15 protein-coding genes are annotated in these 16,147 nt (G+C 36.8%); 5 read left to right on the top strand and 10 right to left on the bottom strand.

Features of this window, described 5'->3' with window-relative positions:
* Window positions 1-10: 10 nt before the first annotated feature.
* The 3 genes from rbtA to cxpE form a co-directional block, all read right to left on the bottom strand.
* Window positions 11-1,825 carry a rhombotarget A gene (gene rbtA / locus HX005_RS13735; RefSeq protein WP_286377771.1) on the bottom strand — a complete coding sequence of 605 codons (1,815 nt, stop codon included), beginning with the start codon at window positions 1,823-1,825 and terminating at the stop codon, window positions 11-13.
* Between the two features lie 106 nt (window positions 1,826-1,931).
* Window positions 1,932-2,642, bottom strand: coding sequence for a DnaA regulatory inactivator Hda (hda, locus tag HX005_RS13730; RefSeq protein ID WP_107007408.1), 711 nt, complete (start codon window positions 2,640-2,642; stop codon window positions 1,932-1,934).
* 16 nt (window positions 2,643-2,658) lie between these two features.
* Window positions 2,659-3,858, bottom strand: a complete 1,200-nt coding sequence (gene cxpE / locus HX005_RS13725; RefSeq protein WP_107007409.1) for a chloramphenicol efflux transporter CxpE — start codon at window positions 3,856-3,858, stop codon at window positions 2,659-2,661.
* 135 nt (window positions 3,859-3,993) lie between these two features.
* On the opposite strand from cxpE, the gene purM reads away from it, so the two are divergent.
* The 3 genes from purM (at window position 3,994) to HX005_RS13710 (ending at window position 6,414) form a co-directional block, all read left to right on the top strand.
* Complete coding sequence (gene purM / locus HX005_RS13720; protein WP_107007410.1) at window positions 3,994-5,064, top strand: phosphoribosylformylglycinamidine cyclo-ligase; 1,071 nt, start codon at window positions 3,994-3,996, stop codon at window positions 5,062-5,064.
* A 10-nt stretch (window positions 5,065-5,074) separates the two neighbouring features.
* Window positions 5,075-5,707 carry a phosphoribosylglycinamide formyltransferase gene (purN, locus tag HX005_RS13715; protein ID WP_286377770.1) on the top strand — a complete coding sequence of 211 codons (633 nt, stop codon included), beginning with the start codon at window positions 5,075-5,077 and terminating at the stop codon, window positions 5,705-5,707.
* A gap of 269 nt (window positions 5,708-5,976) precedes the next feature.
* Window positions 5,977-6,414 carry an META domain-containing protein gene (locus tag HX005_RS13710; protein WP_107007412.1) on the top strand — a complete coding sequence of 146 codons (438 nt, stop codon included), beginning with the start codon at window positions 5,977-5,979 and terminating at the stop codon, window positions 6,412-6,414.
* A gap of 67 nt (window positions 6,415-6,481) precedes the next feature.
* Here HX005_RS13710 and HX005_RS13705 read toward each other — a convergent pair whose 3' ends face one another.
* Window positions 6,482-7,297: an alpha/beta hydrolase gene (locus HX005_RS13705; RefSeq protein WP_286377769.1), complete on the bottom strand. Its 816-nt coding sequence runs from the start codon at window positions 7,295-7,297 to the stop codon at window positions 6,482-6,484.
* Between the two features lie 80 nt (window positions 7,298-7,377).
* On the bottom strand, window positions 7,378-8,415 hold the full coding sequence (gene sppA, locus HX005_RS13700; protein WP_286377768.1) for a signal peptide peptidase SppA: 1,038 nt from the start codon (window positions 8,413-8,415) through the stop codon (window positions 7,378-7,380).
* Window positions 8,416-8,549: 134 nt separating this feature from the next.
* On the opposite strand from sppA, the gene HX005_RS13695 reads away from it, so the two are divergent.
* Window positions 8,550-9,506 carry a lysophospholipid acyltransferase family protein gene (locus tag HX005_RS13695; RefSeq protein ID WP_286377767.1) on the top strand — a complete coding sequence of 319 codons (957 nt, stop codon included), beginning with the start codon at window positions 8,550-8,552 and terminating at the stop codon, window positions 9,504-9,506.
* Here HX005_RS13695 and HX005_RS13690 read toward each other — a convergent pair.
* The 3 genes from HX005_RS13690 to HX005_RS13680 form a co-directional block, all read right to left on the bottom strand.
* The gene (locus tag HX005_RS13690) at window positions 9,489-11,912 is read right to left on the bottom strand and encodes a DNA internalization-related competence protein ComEC/Rec2 (protein ID WP_286377766.1); all 2,424 of its coding nucleotides are present in this window, start codon (window positions 11,910-11,912) and stop codon (window positions 9,489-9,491) included. The genes HX005_RS13695 and HX005_RS13690 overlap by 18 nt on opposite strands.
* A 104-nt stretch (window positions 11,913-12,016) precedes the next feature.
* On the bottom strand, window positions 12,017-12,700 hold the full coding sequence (gene lolD, locus HX005_RS13685) for a lipoprotein-releasing ABC transporter ATP-binding protein LolD (RefSeq protein WP_286377765.1): 684 nt from the start codon (window positions 12,698-12,700) through the stop codon (window positions 12,017-12,019).
* Complete coding sequence (locus HX005_RS13680) at window positions 12,693-13,928, bottom strand: lipoprotein-releasing ABC transporter permease subunit (protein WP_107007418.1); 1,236 nt, start codon at window positions 13,926-13,928, stop codon at window positions 12,693-12,695. The genes lolD and HX005_RS13680 overlap by 8 nt, the downstream gene beginning before the upstream one ends.
* A 23-nt stretch (window positions 13,929-13,951) precedes the next feature.
* Between HX005_RS13680 and HX005_RS13675 the strand changes: the two genes are divergently transcribed.
* Window positions 13,952-14,524, top strand: a complete 573-nt coding sequence (locus HX005_RS13675; RefSeq protein WP_107007419.1) for a PilZ domain-containing protein — start codon at window positions 13,952-13,954, stop codon at window positions 14,522-14,524.
* A gap of 4 nt (window positions 14,525-14,528) precedes the next feature.
* On the opposite strand, the gene HX005_RS13670 is transcribed toward HX005_RS13675, so the two are convergent.
* Together HX005_RS13670 and HX005_RS13665 are read right to left on the bottom strand one after the other, a co-directional pair.
* Window positions 14,529-15,449: a DMT family transporter gene (locus HX005_RS13670; protein WP_286377764.1), complete on the bottom strand. Its 921-nt coding sequence runs from the start codon at window positions 15,447-15,449 to the stop codon at window positions 14,529-14,531.
* 9 nt (window positions 15,450-15,458) lie between these two features.
* The gene (locus HX005_RS13665) at window positions 15,459-15,935 is read right to left on the bottom strand and encodes a YaiI/YqxD family protein (RefSeq protein WP_107007750.1); all 477 of its coding nucleotides are present in this window, start codon (window positions 15,933-15,935) and stop codon (window positions 15,459-15,461) included.
* Between the last annotated feature and the right edge of the window lie 212 nt (window positions 15,936-16,147).

Raw genomic sequence — 16,147 nt, 5'->3', positions numbered from 1 at the left:
AATCCTTAATTTATTTTTTAGTTCGACGTAAACCAATCAAGCCAAATAAAGTAAATAATGCAATCACACCCACTCCACCACCTGAAGTTTTTACTTTTTTATCTTCAAAGTTATTTGGTGGATCCTGTACCACACGACCAGTAATCGCAATATATGGTTCAGTGTTATCGCTAAAATAAGTGGTTGATGTTACAACTTTTAATTGGAATTCATCAGAACCATGCCAATTGCCATTTGGAGTATAGGTAATATCACCTTCTTGCGTAATATCCATTTTCCCTTTAGATGGTGTATTGGTTTGTACTACTTTTAAGCAGCCTGGTTTCCATGCTTCACCATTAGCTTGCTTACCAAATAAAGTTGTACATTGTGCTGGTGTGACTAATTCACCATCTTGCAACTGATCAGCAAGGGTAAATTTTGCAACTTCACCATATAAAATATCTTCACCCACTGTTGAGTTCGTGCTTGTATCTACTTTTAACTCTATTGCACCACGGTCACAGAGTTTTGCATTTACTGGTCGTTCAGTGCCTCGTTGATCAATTGCACACTCCAATAAATTAGAGTCTTGTGGACCACGATTGACAATAGGTGAATCTGCTATTGTTTTATAGCTTTCTATTAGTCTTGGTTTAAAAAAGCTCACTACAGCATCTTTTGCAGGATTATATGGGCATAAAATACCCTTTGAGCTTAGATCACATTGACCTTCTGCGGTTTTTCCTGCAATCAGTTGTACATTTCCTAAAGCTTGTGCATTGGTTCCGCCACAACCCACAGAATACAAGTTATTGCTCACACGATCTGCTTCACCACCCGCTATGATTTTACAATCTTGCGAGCCATTTTGAGCTAAAATACTATTTGCAATATAACCTTTTTTATTTGGTGCATTTAATAAAATACCCATGCTATTTAAAATCATGGTGACGTTATTTACTTGCATATCATCAAGTACATTAACTACATAGCCTTTATTCTTGAAAATAGTACTGCTAACAATACCTCGGCTCAGATCTTCAGCAGTTAAATTTTTACTGATTTCCGCACTAAATGGTGCTTTCGTTTCAAAAAGTGAAGCGTTAACCTTAGTGACTTCATTATCACGAATCACAGATTGTGAAACTAAAAATTGTGGCGCTTCACTATAAATCACGCCACCTTGTTGAGCCTTATTTCCTTTTATAAAAGACTTGGAAATAGACACTACACTCCAATTATAGTCTATACCAGGCACACCAGCATTATAAATTGCACCACCTTGTTCAGCAGTACCATTTAATAAACGAGAGTCAGTAATTGCAAGTTGCTCATTATTATAAATTAAGCCACCCGTTTTTTCACAAACACTCGCGCCACAACCTTCTAAGGTCAACTCTGATAAAGCGACTGTGATTTTTGCATCTGTTGCTGTTTCTTTTGGATCCTTTGGATCTTTTGGAAGTGCGACTTTTTTAATATTAAAGATTCGATGATTACCAGAGGCTTTTAAAACTGCATTAGATAGACCTACTTGGCTTTGTGTATCTGTTACAGTCGTATCATAGACTGATTTTATTTGTACACTCTGACCAACTGACAGTTGACTTTTTAAGAGGTATTCTTGCTTTCCTTTGAGTTCAATAATCGCTGCGGCTTCTTTACCACCACACCCATTTAGACCTGCTTCAGGCATTCCCTTGTTTACATATTCAATTGCTTCACGTAACGAACATTGATCATCGGCTTTTACAACGTCTTCAGTTGTTGTCACCACAATATTTGCACTAAATGCATGACCAGTAAAACATAATAATCCTAAGCCTATGCCCCGTTTGAGCATTATAGTCTCCTTGATTTCTTTTAATTATTTCTTATGAGCCAGCATAAAGCTTTGCTAACATTCCTTGTGCGTACTTTGTCACAGCTTTATAAAATTCTCAAGAATTTTATTGTGGACTGTACTCATCGATCAACGCGTAAATTTGTCTTAATGTTGAATGAGAAAGTTTTATCTTCTCACCTTTCAATAATTTTTCTAAACGGTCAACAGATTGTAAGAGTGTACTGGTTTGATGTGAACCATGTAATAGCAAATATTCTGTTATTTGTGGGTCAAAATGTACACCCCGACGTTCTAACACAGAATGCAACAATGCTTGACGATCTGCATAAGAGTTACCATTTGGTGTTTTTACACTCACTGCTTGGGTCAAACGTGATTGTAAATCGGGTAGTTCAAGTTTTAACTCAATGGGAGCAAATCTGGATGAAAATACCAATTGCCCACCACCTTCGTTGTTATTATTAATCAAATGAAAAACGGCTTTTTGCCAATGTGGCACACCACTGATCGCTTCAATATCATCTAAAGCAACTAAATCGTATGTTTCTAATGAATGAATTGCTTCTATGGGTGCATCTAATAGTTCGAGCAAGGACACTTTAATTGCTGACTTACCTGTTTCCAAATAAGAGTCACAAATCGCAGATAAAAGATGACTTTTTCCTGTCCCTGCTCCACCATAAATATAAAATCGACTAATCAATCCTGCGTGTAATTGTCTAACGGCATCAATGACTGGTCCCCAACCAGGACCAGAAAAATCACTAATCTTGGCATCCAGTTGTGGTTCTATATCCAACTGTAATTGACGCATATTTCTTTATTTTCCCTTAAAGTGGGTCATTGTCCGATTTCGTTTCATTGTTATCTTGCGTGTTTTTAAACTCAATATCAAGATCGACTTGCTCACTTTCTAGTGAAATATTTTGAGTATTTCCATGATTTTCCACAACAACGGTTGCATTTTGAGGTAAATATAATGCGCTATGCTCATACCACTCACGAACATGCTTCAACAATACAACAATAACGGCTGCTACAGGCAAAGCGATTAACATACCTAAAAAGCCTGCCAACTGAGCCCCAGCTAAAACTGCAAAAACGACCGCTACTGGAGATAAACCAATTTTATCACCCAGTAAAAATGGTTGTAAAATATAGCCCTCAATCAATTGCCCAACACCAAATACAGCCAAGACCAAAAGCAAATGTTTAAGATCCATACCAAATTGGAAAAAGCATGCGATAACCGCAGCAATAATACCAACACCAAAGCCTAAATAAGGAATAATGCTACATAAACCCGCAACCATCCCAATAATCAGCCCGACTTCTAAACCAACCAATTGCAAGCCAACAGCATAAACAACGCCCAACAAGATCATGACGAGAAATTGTCCTTTGACAAATGCGCCAAGTACGCTGTGACATTCGCCTACAATTTTCAAAGTACTTTGTTCATATGGGCGTGGAATTAGATTTCTCATGCTCGCCAACATACGATTCCAATCTAATAAAAAATAAAAAGCGATAATTGGAATCAGAACAATCGTTCCACCAACAGAAATAAAACTCAGACCAGATTGGGCTATTTTCAATGCCATTGCCTGAATACTATCTGCACTATAATTGGTTTGTACATAATCCATGACGACTTTAGAAATTTGATCTGTATCTAACTCCATTCTTTCAACATTGAAGGTATTTGAGACCCAAGGTAAAAAGGTTGAGTTGATCCAGTGAATTCCTGCTGGAATACTGTCACGTGCATAAATTAATTGTTTCCATACCAATGGAAAAACAAACCAAAGTGCCCACGTTAAAATTAAACCTATGGCAATAAAAACAATAGCAATAGATAACCAACGAGGTAAAATTTTAGATAGTTTTTCAACTACAGGACTAAACAGATACGCCACTAAAAAAGCAGCGACAAATGGAATCACTACAGGCTTTAATAAATAAAGCACCCATAGGACTAAGGCTATCCCTGCAAGGATAAAAATTCGTTTTAATGTCCGATCGTGCATGCAATCACGCCTTTTTCAGATTTAATCGTTATAGAAAGCAAAATATTTCAATAAAGATAGCATTTTAGTGCAGAAATAACATAAGAGTTTCGTATATTCGGGTATAATCTCCGCGCGAATGCGGAGACTTCAATTATGAGCAACTCAACTTCTACCCCAAACACTGGTTTAAGCTACAAAGACGCTGGTGTCGATATTGAAGCGGGCGACGCACTTGTCGATCGAATCAAATCTGTCGCTAAACGCACAACTCGCCCTGAAGTCATGGGCGGTTTAGGTGGCTTTGGCGCACTTTGTAAAATTCCTAAAGGTTATGAAGAACCTGTTCTTGTATCTGGCACAGATGGTGTGGGTACAAAATTACGTTTAGCACTTAACTTAAATCGTCATGACACTATTGGTCAAGATTTAGTTGCAATGTGTGTAAACGATCTTCTTGTTTGTGGTGCTGAACCATTATTCTTCCTCGACTATTATGCAACTGGGCATTTAAATGTTGACGTTGCTGCCAATGTTGTCACTGGTATTGGTCAAGGCTGTGAACTTGCAGGCTGTGCATTGGTCGGTGGTGAAACTGCTGAAATGCCAGGTATGTATGAAGGCGAAGACTACGACTTGGCAGGTTTCTGTGTAGGTGTAGTTGAGCAAAGCAAAATTATTGACGGAACTAAAGTCAAAGCTGGCGATGTTTTGATTGGTGTTGCTTCTTCAGGCGCACATTCAAACGGTTACTCACTGCTTCGTAAAATTTTCGATGTAAAAAATGTTGATTTGACACAAATCGTAGACGGTCGTCCGCTTGCAGATACTGCAATGGAACCAACACGTATTTATGTTAAAGCGATTCTTGAACTGCTTAAGCATGTTGATGTGCACGCAATGGCACACATTACTGGTGGCGGTTTACCTGGTAACTTACCTCGTGTATTACCAAATGGCGCACAAGCTGTGATTAATGAAGCATCTTGGCAGTGGCCTGAACTTTTCCAACTCCTTCAAAAAGAAGGTGGTGTGGATCAGTTCGAAATGTATCGTGCATTTAACTGTGGCGTTGGTATGGTCATTGTTGTTGATGCAGCTGAAGCAGACAAAACCATTGAAGTTTTAACTGCGCAAGGCGAAAAAGCATGGACAATTGGTCATATCCAAGACAATGCTGAATCAGTTGAAGGCGCTGACGAAAAAATCCGTGTGATTTTTGCGTAAGTAACAGCACATGATCAAAATTGCTATACTGGTTTCAGGCAGCGGCAGTAACCTCCAAGCCTTGATGGATGCCAATCTATCAGGGCAAATTGTGGGGGTTATTTCCAACAAACCTGACGCCTATGCATTGGAGCGTGCTGCAAAAGCCAATATTCCAACTGCAATCATTGAACACAAACAATATCCTAATCGTGAAGCATTTGATGATGTCATGCATCAACAACTCCTTGCTTGGGATGTAGATTTAGTGATTCTTGCTGGATTCATGCGTATTTTAAGTGCCAAATTTGTCAATGCATGGCAAGGAAAAATGGTGAATATTCACCCTTCTCTATTGCCACATTATAAAGGTATGCATACCCATCAGCGTGTTTTAAATACAGGTGATACTTTGCATGGCTGTACAGTTCACTATGTGACTGCTGAACTGGATGCAGGTCAAGCCTTAACACAAGGTGTCTTAAAAGTGGATTTACATGATTGCGTAGAGACACTTGCTGCACGTGTACATGTACTTGAACATTTGATCTACCCACAAGCTGTGGAATGGATTTGTAATGGTACAATTCAACATACACAAGATGGAACAGTATTGTATAAAGGACAAGCTTTAACAGCACCGATCCAATTTTGTAAATTGTAAATTCAAGCAGATTTAAAAAAACGCATCTTTGGATGCGTTTTTTATTATCTATTTAAGCCAAAAATATATGGCTTTGATATAAGTTAGAGACAAGCATTTCATTTAGAAGTGTTTTAAATTGATCTAAGTTATGTACTTTTTGAGTTAACTTTCACCTAAAACTTATCATATAAAGGTTATGCTAAAACTTAGTTAATAAAACCTAGTTAAAAGATCTTATTACTTGATTTAACTTTAAAATAACCTTAACCAAAGTGAGAGAGAAAGCCATGTTAAAATCGATTTTAATCCCAAGTTGTGCAATACTCACATTAGGTATCGTCGGTTGCGCAACGACAACTAACCCCTCTACTGAACGTAATTTAAATGAATTGCAAAATAAAAATTGGGTGGTCAGTGAAGTTTATGGTGTAGCCCTCAGCGCTGATCCTACTCAATCTGATGTTCCTAGTATTCAATTTGACAATGAGCGTGTGAGTGGCTCTGATGGTTGTAATCGTTTCATGGGTGGTTATGCAGTTAAAGGCACAAAAATACAGCTCTCTAACTTAGCTTCTACACAAAAAGCATGTCTAAATGCGACGGATATTCCACAAAAGTTTATTCAAGCTTTAGGTGAAGTCACAACTTATGATGCATCTAAAAAAGAACTGAAATTTATAGATGCAAATAACAAAACTGTATTGAAATTTAAAAATGTTAAATAAATAAAATATCTATAGTCAAAATAAAAATAAGCGCCTTGAATGCGCTTATTTTTTTACTGCATCCTAATTATACAGACTGAATCAAAGACTTAATCAGTGCAACTGTATCAACAGGATGTTCAAGTGGGAACATATGTCCACCTTGTGTCACTGTAAATGGAACTGCAAATTTCTTTTTAATCATTTGCGGAATTTTACGTTGTAGAAATGGACTAGTATCGCCCACAACAAGCTGAGTTGGCACAGGCGGCTTTGGCACAGGTAACCACATAGCATTTGAATTGGTTCTAAAAATTTCAACTTCATCATACTTCGAAATAGTAAGCTCTACTCCACCACGTACATTGTCTTCCGTTAAAGCATAATCAATATATGCTTGGAAACATTCTGGGTCAAAATTTTGATAAAAACCTTTAGGTCTAAGTAGATCAGCAGCTTGCTCACGAGATTCCCAATGATCACGGCGTTTTAAACTTAATGATGCAGGTGTAATTTTATCAACCATAGCAGGCTTAAATATTTTAGTCATACACATAATAAATGCAGCATGACCAACAATCAGAGGTGGATCAAGCATAATCACTTGTTCAAATAATTCAGGGCGTTTATATGCAGCTTTAAAGGTTAAAACTGCGCCCAATGAATGCCCTAAACCAATTACTTTACGTCCTTGTGCTTGTTGAATAATACTATCTATGACCTGATCTGCCAGTTCATTCCAACCTTGTGCAATAGGGTAACGACGATCTGGTCCAATCACAGGTACATAGATGACATCATAATCATCTTTGAGCAACTCAAATAGTTTTGTATAGACTTTTGAAGGAACACCATTAGCATGTGCAAAGTGAATTAGTGGCTTAGAATGATTTGAATGACTCATGATTTTCGCTTTCTACTTTGAATGATCAAAGCTTCTTCACCATTGAATACCACTGAAAAGAAGCTTTGAAGTTTTAAGGTTTATTGCATTTTTACATCTTGGCTCATATTTATTTTTTGACTGACAGCTTCACCTACCCCGTGCCCCATCTCTGAACCCAAACGTCCTAAAACTGAATCAAAAGGACTACGTTCGACAGTATAATTCACGGTCTTTTTGGTTTTTAACTCACGCTTAAGTGTTTCTATATTACCTGCTTTATCTGCAATACCGAGCTTAATCGCTTGCTCACCTGTCCAAAATAAACCTGAAAAAATTGCAGGATCTTGGGATTTAAGTTTTTCTCCACGACCTTGTTTTACAGCGTTGATAAAGTGTGAATGCACATTATCTAACAAAGCCTGAATATGTGCGCGTTGTTCAGGGTTAATTGGTTTGGTCATACTCAAAATATCTTTATTATTCCCTGCGGTCATCGTGCGATCTTCGATGCCTAGTTTCTGTGCGAGACCATTCACACCATAATTTGGCATAATCACCCCAATCGAACCCACAAGACTCGAAGGATTGACCCAAATTTCATCTGCAGCAGAAGCAATATAATAAGCACCTGAAGCTCCCATATCACCAATAACGGCATAGACTTTCTTTTCAGGATGCTGCTTTTTCAAATATTGTATTTCTTGCCAAATATCATCTGACTGAACAGGTGAACCACCAGGTGAGTTTACGTTTAAAACCACAGCCTTTGCTGATTTTGCATCAAAAGCTTTTTTAAGTGACTTAATCGTATCTGTACTATTTACACCTTGGTTACTTGAATCAATCGTTCCTACAATATTCACAACACCTAAATGTGACTCTGAAATCGAGCTTGTTGAATCCTCTCCATCACTTGAACAACTTCGTCCAAACAAGAGAAAACCAAAAACAATAAAGATATAAAGAAACGTTAAAATTTTAAAAAATATGCCCCAACGACGGCTACGACGTTGTTCTTGTACAGAAGCAAGTACAACTTTTTCTAAAAGTTTCCATTCTTGACCTGTCGGCTGTGGTGATGCAGAAGTATCAATTTGTGTATTTTCATTTTGTGGTTTAGGTGGCCAATCGGACATAAATACCATCCAAATTAAGTTTTAAGGCATCATTATATACAACTAATACAGTTAAACTGTTTAAATCACGATAATTCACTTATAATAATTCGTAATTCAAAACACTTTGACTCAGTATTACACATTGATAAACGATGACTGAAAAGCAAAAAACTTCAACCACTCGACTATTAAATTTTTTTAGTCGACAGCCTATTTTATTTTCACGATTTTATGCTCGCATACTTGCAGGTATTGTGAACATTTTGCATGTTTCAAAAACATCAAGAACAATTCGACTTAATATTGAAATTTGTTTACCGACTTTAAGCAAACAAGAACGTGAACGTATTACTCGTGCAACGATTCGCAATGAACTACAGTCTTATATGGAATTTTTTACCATTTGGGGTAGTTCAACGCAAAAAAACCTTTCCAGAATTCGAAAAGTTCATGGTGAGCATCATTTTCATGATGCATTAGCACAAGGTAAAGGTTTGGTACTCATTGTGCCGCATTTTGGTACATGGGAAATTATGAATGCTTGGTTTGCACAATTCACTCAAATGACCATCATGTATAAGCCCATTAAAAACCCTGATGCAGATGATTTTGTACGCCAAGCACGTAGTCGGGAACAAGCACATTTAGTACCAACAGATGAGTCTGGTGTTAGACAAATTTTTAAAGCGCTAAAACAAGGTGGAACAACCGTTATTCTGCCTGATCATACGCCCAAAGTGGGTGGCGAGATGATTAAATATTTTGGTGTACCACTTGCCTCAAGTAATTTAAGTGCTAAATTAATTCAAAAAACCAAAGCAAAATCTTTACTTTTATATGCAATTCGCAATGAAACTGATGATTTTGATATGTTTATTGAACCTATAGATGAAAAAATTTATGAAGGTACGGCAAATGATGGAACATATGTCATTCACCAAACACTTGAGCAGTTAATTCAACGCTACCCTGAACATTATCATTGGAGCTACAAACGCTTTAAAGCAAATCCTGAATTAAATAATGTTTATAATTTACCTAAAGAACAAGCCATAACTAAAGTCAATATGGTCAAAGCTGAACACCAATCTCTAACGAGTCAACCATAGTTTTTCATTTCGGAAAAATGTAGTTTGCATACGATTTTTCGAATCTAACTGAAACTGAATACTTCCTTTCTCAATAGTATTGATTACAGGAATATTCAGTTCTTTTAAACGCGCAAGAACAATCGGATGTGGATGCCCATAACGATTATCAAATCCCGCAGAAATGATGGCAAGTTTAGGCTTTAAAGTTGCTAAAAAATCATAGGCTGAACTATGCTGACTACCATGATGTCCCAACACCAAAACATCGACTTTTAAGTTTGGATAATGTTGTAGTAGGTTAAATTCTGCCTCCCACCCTGCATCACCCATAATTAAAAAATTTTGATTATTTTGAGCATTTTTAACTTGAATATAAAGAATACATGACAGTTCATTTTGTTGTTTACCCACATAGCTTAGGCTATTTTTTTGTGGCGCTAAAACGTCAATGGTAACATTCCCATACTGCCATTTTTGCCCTGCATAACAATATTGAAAATGAGTATGCTTAAACCGACCATCATTTTGATTTGAATAAACTTGCTTAACATTCAACTCGTTTTCAATCGCTATGAAAGCGCCACTATGGTCTTGATCTAAATGAGATAAAATGACTTGGTCTAATTGTTTCACACCTTGTTGTTTTAAATAAGGAATAACGACTTGTTGTCCAATACTAAATTTACGTTCATCAAATGAACCTCCTGTATCAATCATCATTTTTTGATCTGGTAAATTTAAAAAAATAGCCTGCCCTTGCCCTACATCTAATATATTTAACTGAAATTCAGATTGATTTTTATACGGAAATAGCAAAGGAGCGCAACATAACAAAGCCCACGTTTTAGGAATGAGACCTCGTGGTAAAAATAAAATAATAATTGCGATGGCAAGAGCAGCAACCATCAAAGGTGTAAAGGCAAACCATTGTAAATTTTCAGAAAATATCTGATCTAAAATATCTAAAAAATACACCAATAGCGTTAAAGTAAAATCTGCAACAGAAAAAAATAAAGTTCCTAAAGGTTGATAAAGCAAAGCCAAACACGCTCCTACAACTTCTAAAGGAACAATGATCATCCCAATTAAAGGAATAGCAATTAGATTACTGATAGGTGCAATCCACGCTACTTTTTGAAAAATAAAAACCACAAGTGGAAATAGAGCAATAAAAATTTTCCATTGCGACTCCACCAAAACTTGAATATAAAAAATGGCTTTTTGTCGCCAAGTTTGATTCTCTTCGCTCTGCTGCTGAATGGTTTGATACACGCGAATGAGAATAAAACAAGCACCATAAGACAACCAAAAAGCCGCAGATAAAATACTAAAAGGATCAAACCACAATAAAATACTGGCACTCAGTAATAATACTTTTAAGGCTGAAATAGACTGCTTAAACAGTAAAATTAAACTACATAATGACACTGTTAATAAAGTACGTAAGGCAGGTATTTCAAACCCCACAAATGCTGTGTATAAAGCAACACACAAAAGAAAAGGAAAAACGAGGAGATAAGGTCGGGCTATTGTTAAATAAAACTGTGGACAATATTTTTGAATAAGGCATTGTAATAAATAACAAAAAATCATAGCAAAAATTAAAACATGTGGTCCTGAGATTGCCAATAAATGAGAAATACCCAAACGCTGAAATAATGTTTGTGTTTGCTTAGAAAGTAAACTTTCATCACCTGTTAACAAGGCTAATAATAGCCCCTTTTGTTGAAATGCACTCTGTTCAATTGACTGGCGAAAAAACCATCTTTTGGCTTCTATACCTAGCTTAAGCCTTGCCCACCATGATGTTTGCTGTTGTACAAAATCTCTATATCCTTGTTCAGAAACTTGAGCTGCTGAAATATTTTCTACAATTTGCGCATTCATCGTACCCATGAGATTGTCTTGTAAAAACCAACGCTCCTTATCAAATGCTCCCTCTACAGCATAACTATGCGCAGGTTTAACTTTTCCTGTAATCACATAATATTGTCCGAGTGCTAAATGCTGTTGCGGCTTAAGATTTACTTTAACTTGAATCGGTTGTACTGCATAATTTAAGATCCAAGCATTTTGTTGAATACGTTGCTGCTCTTCATCATTGTAAAGTTGGCTGATGGTATTTACATAAACCAATGCAGAAATAACTTCAGGTTGTTTGATTCGTGATATTAAACGTTGCTCTAAAGCATGATCTGCATATGACCATGCCACAAAAAACATCATCAAACTTAAACCCAAATGCACTACAACTTGACTGATCCAAAAATGAATCAGCTTTATTTTTAAAATATAAAAAATGGCAACAAGAGCAATACTACTTAGCATCAAAGCAAGCATCATATTCATCTCAAATGGAGACGATTTGCCCATACAATGAATGCCAACAATCCAAGCAATACTGAGTAAATAGAGATACAACATATTTATTATTTTTTTGAATATTTTTAAACCATTAAAGCCCATTTTCATGAGCTTTAACAAGGCAATTGATCGGAATTATTAAGTTTTAATACATAATAATTTAATTATTCTGCAACCCATAAACCATCTTGCATATGCAAAACTTTATCAGCCGATTTTGCTAATTGTTCATCATGCGTTACGATCAACATTGCCATATTGAGCTCATTGCGTAAATCACGCAACAACTCAAAAATAGTCACGGCTGTTTTTCGGTCTAAGTTTCCTGTTGGCTCATCAGCAAGCATCAGTTTTGGCTGAGTGACTAAGGCACGTGCCAATGCAACACGTTGACGCTCCCCGCCTGATAACTCACCTGGTTTATGCGTTAAACGATGGGTTAAACCGACTCGCTCCAACAAATATTCGGCACGTTCTTTGACCTTTTTAAATTCTGCATCTTTACGCAGCATTAAAGGCATTGCCACATTTTCCAGTGCCGAAAACTCAGGAAGTAAATGGTGAAACTGGTAAACAAAACCAAGATGCTGATTACGTAAAAAACCGCGTTCTGCTTCACCCAAAGTATCGAAACGTTGCCCGTTTAGATTTACTAAACCTTGTGATGGACGATCTAATCCGCCCAAAATATGCAGCAACGTACTTTTACCTGAACCACTTGAGCCCACAATAGAAACAAACTCTCCTTGATGAACTTGTAAGGACAAACCTTTAATCACATCAACGGTCGATTTTCCATCAGTAAATGACTTATAAATATCTTTTGCTTCAAGCACCACATTACTCATAACGAAGCGCCTCCGCAGGTTGAATTTTTGCAGCACGACGAGCAGGATAAATTGTCGCAACAAAACTCAAAGCTAATGAAATCCCAACCACCAAAAGCACATCTTGCCAACGCAAATAAGAAGGTAGGTAGTTAATAAAATAAGCATCAAATAAATGCCAGCCAAATAAATTATTTAGCCAATCGATCAAATTACTAATCCCTAATGCTGAAATAATTCCTAGTACTGCACCAGCCAAAGTTCCCACTACGCCAATCACTGTACCTTGCACCATGAAAATTCGTGTAATTGTTGTTGGTGAAGCCCCTAAAGTACGTAAGATTGCAATATCTGCTTTTTTATCGGTAACAACCATCACCAATGAAGAAACAATATTAAAAGCAGCGACAAGAACAATCAAAAAGAGCAATAAGCTTACCATCGCTTTTTCCATTTGAATCGCACTAAACAAGTTACCATGCGTATATGTCCAATCTGAAGCATAAAAACCATGTGGTAATTCTTGTACAATTTCATTAGCCACTTGAGGCGCAAGGAAAATATTATCCAACTTCATACGGACACCTTGTGCACCATCAGGCAGTCTGAGCAATGTCGAAGCATCATTTAATGCAATGTAGCCAAGGCTAGAATCTACTTCTGCCCCAATACTAAAAATTCCTACAATTTTAAAACGCTTAAAACGTGGCACAACACCAGCAGGTGATGGCGTTGCTTCAGGTAAAACCAAAGTAATGTTGTCATTGAGACCTAAACCCAATGCATCAGTCATTTGTTTACCTAAGACAATACCGAACTCACCTTTTTTCAACTGGTCAATACTGCCCTCAACCATATGGTTTTGAATAATAGAAACATTTTTCTCATATTGCGGTTCTATCCCATTCACCATAATTCCTGCAACACGTCCTTGTGCAGTCAACATGCCTTGCAATTGAGTAAACGGAGCAACCCCTGTAACGTGTTCATGTTTCTCAATTTTCTTTGCAAGTACAGGCCAGTCTGTTAAAATCTGCGAGGAAGAAATCGTGGCTTGCGGTACCATCCCCAAAACACGATTTTTTAATTCACGGTCAAAGCCGTTCATCACAGATAAAACTGTAATAAGAACAGCAACGCCTAAGGTTAGACCGATCATAGACACCAAGGCGATAAAAGAAATAAAGTGATTACTACGCCGTGCGCGAGTGTATCTCAACCCTATATACAGCGAGATTGGTTTAAACATACCATCAAAGTCCGAGGTGTTTTATGGAAACGTTACAGCATCAAACCGAAGCTAACGAGCGTCGTGTAATGTCTCGAATCGATGCTGCATTAAGGATAAACTATCAGATTATTTCTGACCATGTCGCACTTAACGATCCATATGATCCAAATTTTGTATTGCCGCGCTATTTTCTACTACTTGCAGAGTTAGATCAATTTGATCATGCGCTTCAATACGAATTAGACCAATTAAATGAAAAAGATCAACAAATTGCTCGAATCTTATCCTTATTCAATCAAAAATTAAACCTCATTACAGGCTCTCTGTATGACTCAATTGTACAAACCATGTTACCAACTCCGCAAAATGTGAATTTTTCGGAAAGCGGTTTTAGCTTCTTTAGTAAGCAAAATATTAAGGAAGGCACTTATATTCATGTGACTTTAAGCCATGCAGAAAACTTTTTTCATATCGCAGCAACGGCACAAATTGCTTATTCAGAACGAGTGTCAGACAATGAAGAGTATTATCGAATTGGGGCATATTTTGTGACCCTACACCCACAAGATCGCGTTAAACTTGCCGAGTGTGTAGAGTCAAACTCATCAGAATAAAACTTTAAGATTTATTTGAGATTTTCACTTTATGAGCAAGTTCTCTACTTGCTCTTAGATCTTTAAAGAAATATAAAAATAGTCCAAATAACAATATACTAGCACCAACAAAAATCATTAAAGATAAACTTTCATTATTCAAAAGTGCACCAAGTAACATTGCAAACATAGGTGTCATCACATTGGTTAATGACAATGTTGTGGCTTTAATATTTTGCACTAATTTGAAATAACAGAACATAGCAATCAAGGATGCCATGACCACTGTATACAATAACGCCAATAAAGATTTAGTCTCTGGAATATGATCAGGCACATGTTGCCAAATAAAAGGAATCAAACATAAAGCCATTAAAGTGGATACCAAAATCGAGCCTGTTGCTTGTGCCATCGGCTCAACGGTTGCATTCACTTTCTTCACCCAAAATATGGAGAGCGCATAAGTCGATACACTCATCAGCATCAAAGCGATTCCAATAGGATGAATACGTTGTTCAGAACCCCCGTTCATACAAATAATTGCTAAACCACCAACTGCAACAAGCATCCCGACCCATTGCAAGCTTTGTAATTGTTGCTTAAAAATAAAGCGCCCAATCAGACCCGCCATAATAGGGGCTAAACCAAACATCAAAGCAATAATACCTGAACTCAAATAACTCGTTGCAGCATAGGTAAAAATTTGTGAGCCAATTAAACTAAATGAACCTGCAAAATAACTATGCAAAGCAATTTTATTCAGTGGAAATTTAACTTTAAGAATAATTAAAAGTAATGCTGCAATGGGTAATGCAATCAGTAATCGGATCACCAATGCCCACATTAAATATAAATCTTCTACACTCCAAACAATTGCTAAAGGCGTACTTGCCCATATGAAGACCAATAAAATATAAGTCATCATAATATTGTTTTTCGATGGCATCGAAATTACCTACTCCTTAATCATTGTTTTACGCTTTTGTTTTAAAATCGTCTGATCCAAACTACTAGAAAATTCACGTTTATCACGCTCAGAAATAGGCGGTGGACCTCCTGTCTGTACACCTGCGCCACGTAAGGTATCCATAAAGTCACGTAAATGTAGACGTGCTTTAACATTTTCGGATGTATATACTTCACCGCGTGGATGAATAGCCACACCACCTTTTTCAATGACTTGTGCTGCAAGAGGAATATCTTGTGTGACCACAATGTCATGTTCTTGCATACGATCAACGATTTCTTGGTCAGCTTGATCTGCCCCGCTGAGAGCCTGAATAGAATTAATTCTGACTGAAGGTGTGATACCTACGGGCTGATTCGCAACAAAAGTGACTTCAAGTTGATAACGATCCGAAGCACGAATAATCACTTCACGCAATATTTTAGGTAAGGCATCGGCATCTACCCAAAGTTTAAATGACAACACAAAATATCTCTCTAAATGCTCTTAGCGCGATTGTAGCAAAACTTCATTCAAGAAATATGATAACAAAATGCTTTTTTAGGATTTATTATAGGAATAAACAATTACATAATTCTCATATTATGCAATTTAATCCAATTATTCCTCGTTATAAAAATTTTAATACTGATTCATTCCAAAGTTTTATTAACATTTCAATGTTACTTTTTTGTGAA

Origin of the sequence: Acinetobacter sp. R933-2, from assembly GCF_030325485.1 — a bacterium.
GTDB lineage: Bacteria > Pseudomonadota > Gammaproteobacteria > Pseudomonadales > Moraxellaceae > Acinetobacter > Acinetobacter sichuanensis.
The sequence above is the reverse complement of the archived record's forward strand: the minus strand, read 5'-3'. Positions and strand labels throughout refer to the sequence as shown.

Excerpts from the sequence above, each read along its gene's own strand:
- rbtA (WP_286377771.1), bottom strand. The coding sequence starts at position 1,825 with ATGCTCAAACGGGGCATAGGCTTAGGATTATTATGTTTTACTGGTCAT.
- lolD (WP_286377765.1), bottom strand. The coding sequence starts at position 12,700 with ATGAGTAATGTGGTGCTTGAAGCAAAAGATATTTATAAGTCATTTACT.
- hda (WP_107007408.1), bottom strand. The coding sequence starts at position 2,642 with ATGCGTCAATTACAGTTGGATATAGAACCACAACTGGATGCCAAGATT.
- HX005_RS13680 (WP_107007418.1), bottom strand. The coding sequence starts at position 13,928 with ATGTTTAAACCAATCTCGCTGTATATAGGGTTGAGATACACTCGCGCA.
- HX005_RS13705 (WP_286377769.1), bottom strand. The coding sequence starts at position 7,297 with ATGAGTCATTCAAATCATTCTAAGCCACTAATTCACTTTGCACATGCT.
- sppA (WP_286377768.1), bottom strand. The coding sequence starts at position 8,415 with ATGTCCGATTGGCCACCTAAACCACAAAATGAAAATACACAAATTGAT.
- HX005_RS13675 (WP_107007419.1), top strand. The coding sequence starts at position 13,952 with ATGGAAACGTTACAGCATCAAACCGAAGCTAACGAGCGTCGTGTAATG.
- purN (WP_286377770.1), top strand. The coding sequence starts at position 5,075 with ATGATCAAAATTGCTATACTGGTTTCAGGCAGCGGCAGTAACCTCCAA.
- HX005_RS13710 (WP_107007412.1), top strand. The coding sequence starts at position 5,977 with ATGTTAAAATCGATTTTAATCCCAAGTTGTGCAATACTCACATTAGGT.
- cxpE (WP_107007409.1), bottom strand. The coding sequence starts at position 3,858 with ATGCACGATCGGACATTAAAACGAATTTTTATCCTTGCAGGGATAGCC.
- HX005_RS13690 (WP_286377766.1), bottom strand. The coding sequence starts at position 11,912 with ATGTTGTATCTCTATTTACTCAGTATTGCTTGGATTGTTGGCATTCAT.
- HX005_RS13695 (WP_286377767.1), top strand. The coding sequence starts at position 8,550 with ATGACTGAAAAGCAAAAAACTTCAACCACTCGACTATTAAATTTTTTT.
- purM (WP_107007410.1), top strand. The coding sequence starts at position 3,994 with ATGAGCAACTCAACTTCTACCCCAAACACTGGTTTAAGCTACAAAGAC.
- HX005_RS13670 (WP_286377764.1), bottom strand. The coding sequence starts at position 15,449 with ATGCCATCGAAAAACAATATTATGATGACTTATATTTTATTGGTCTTC.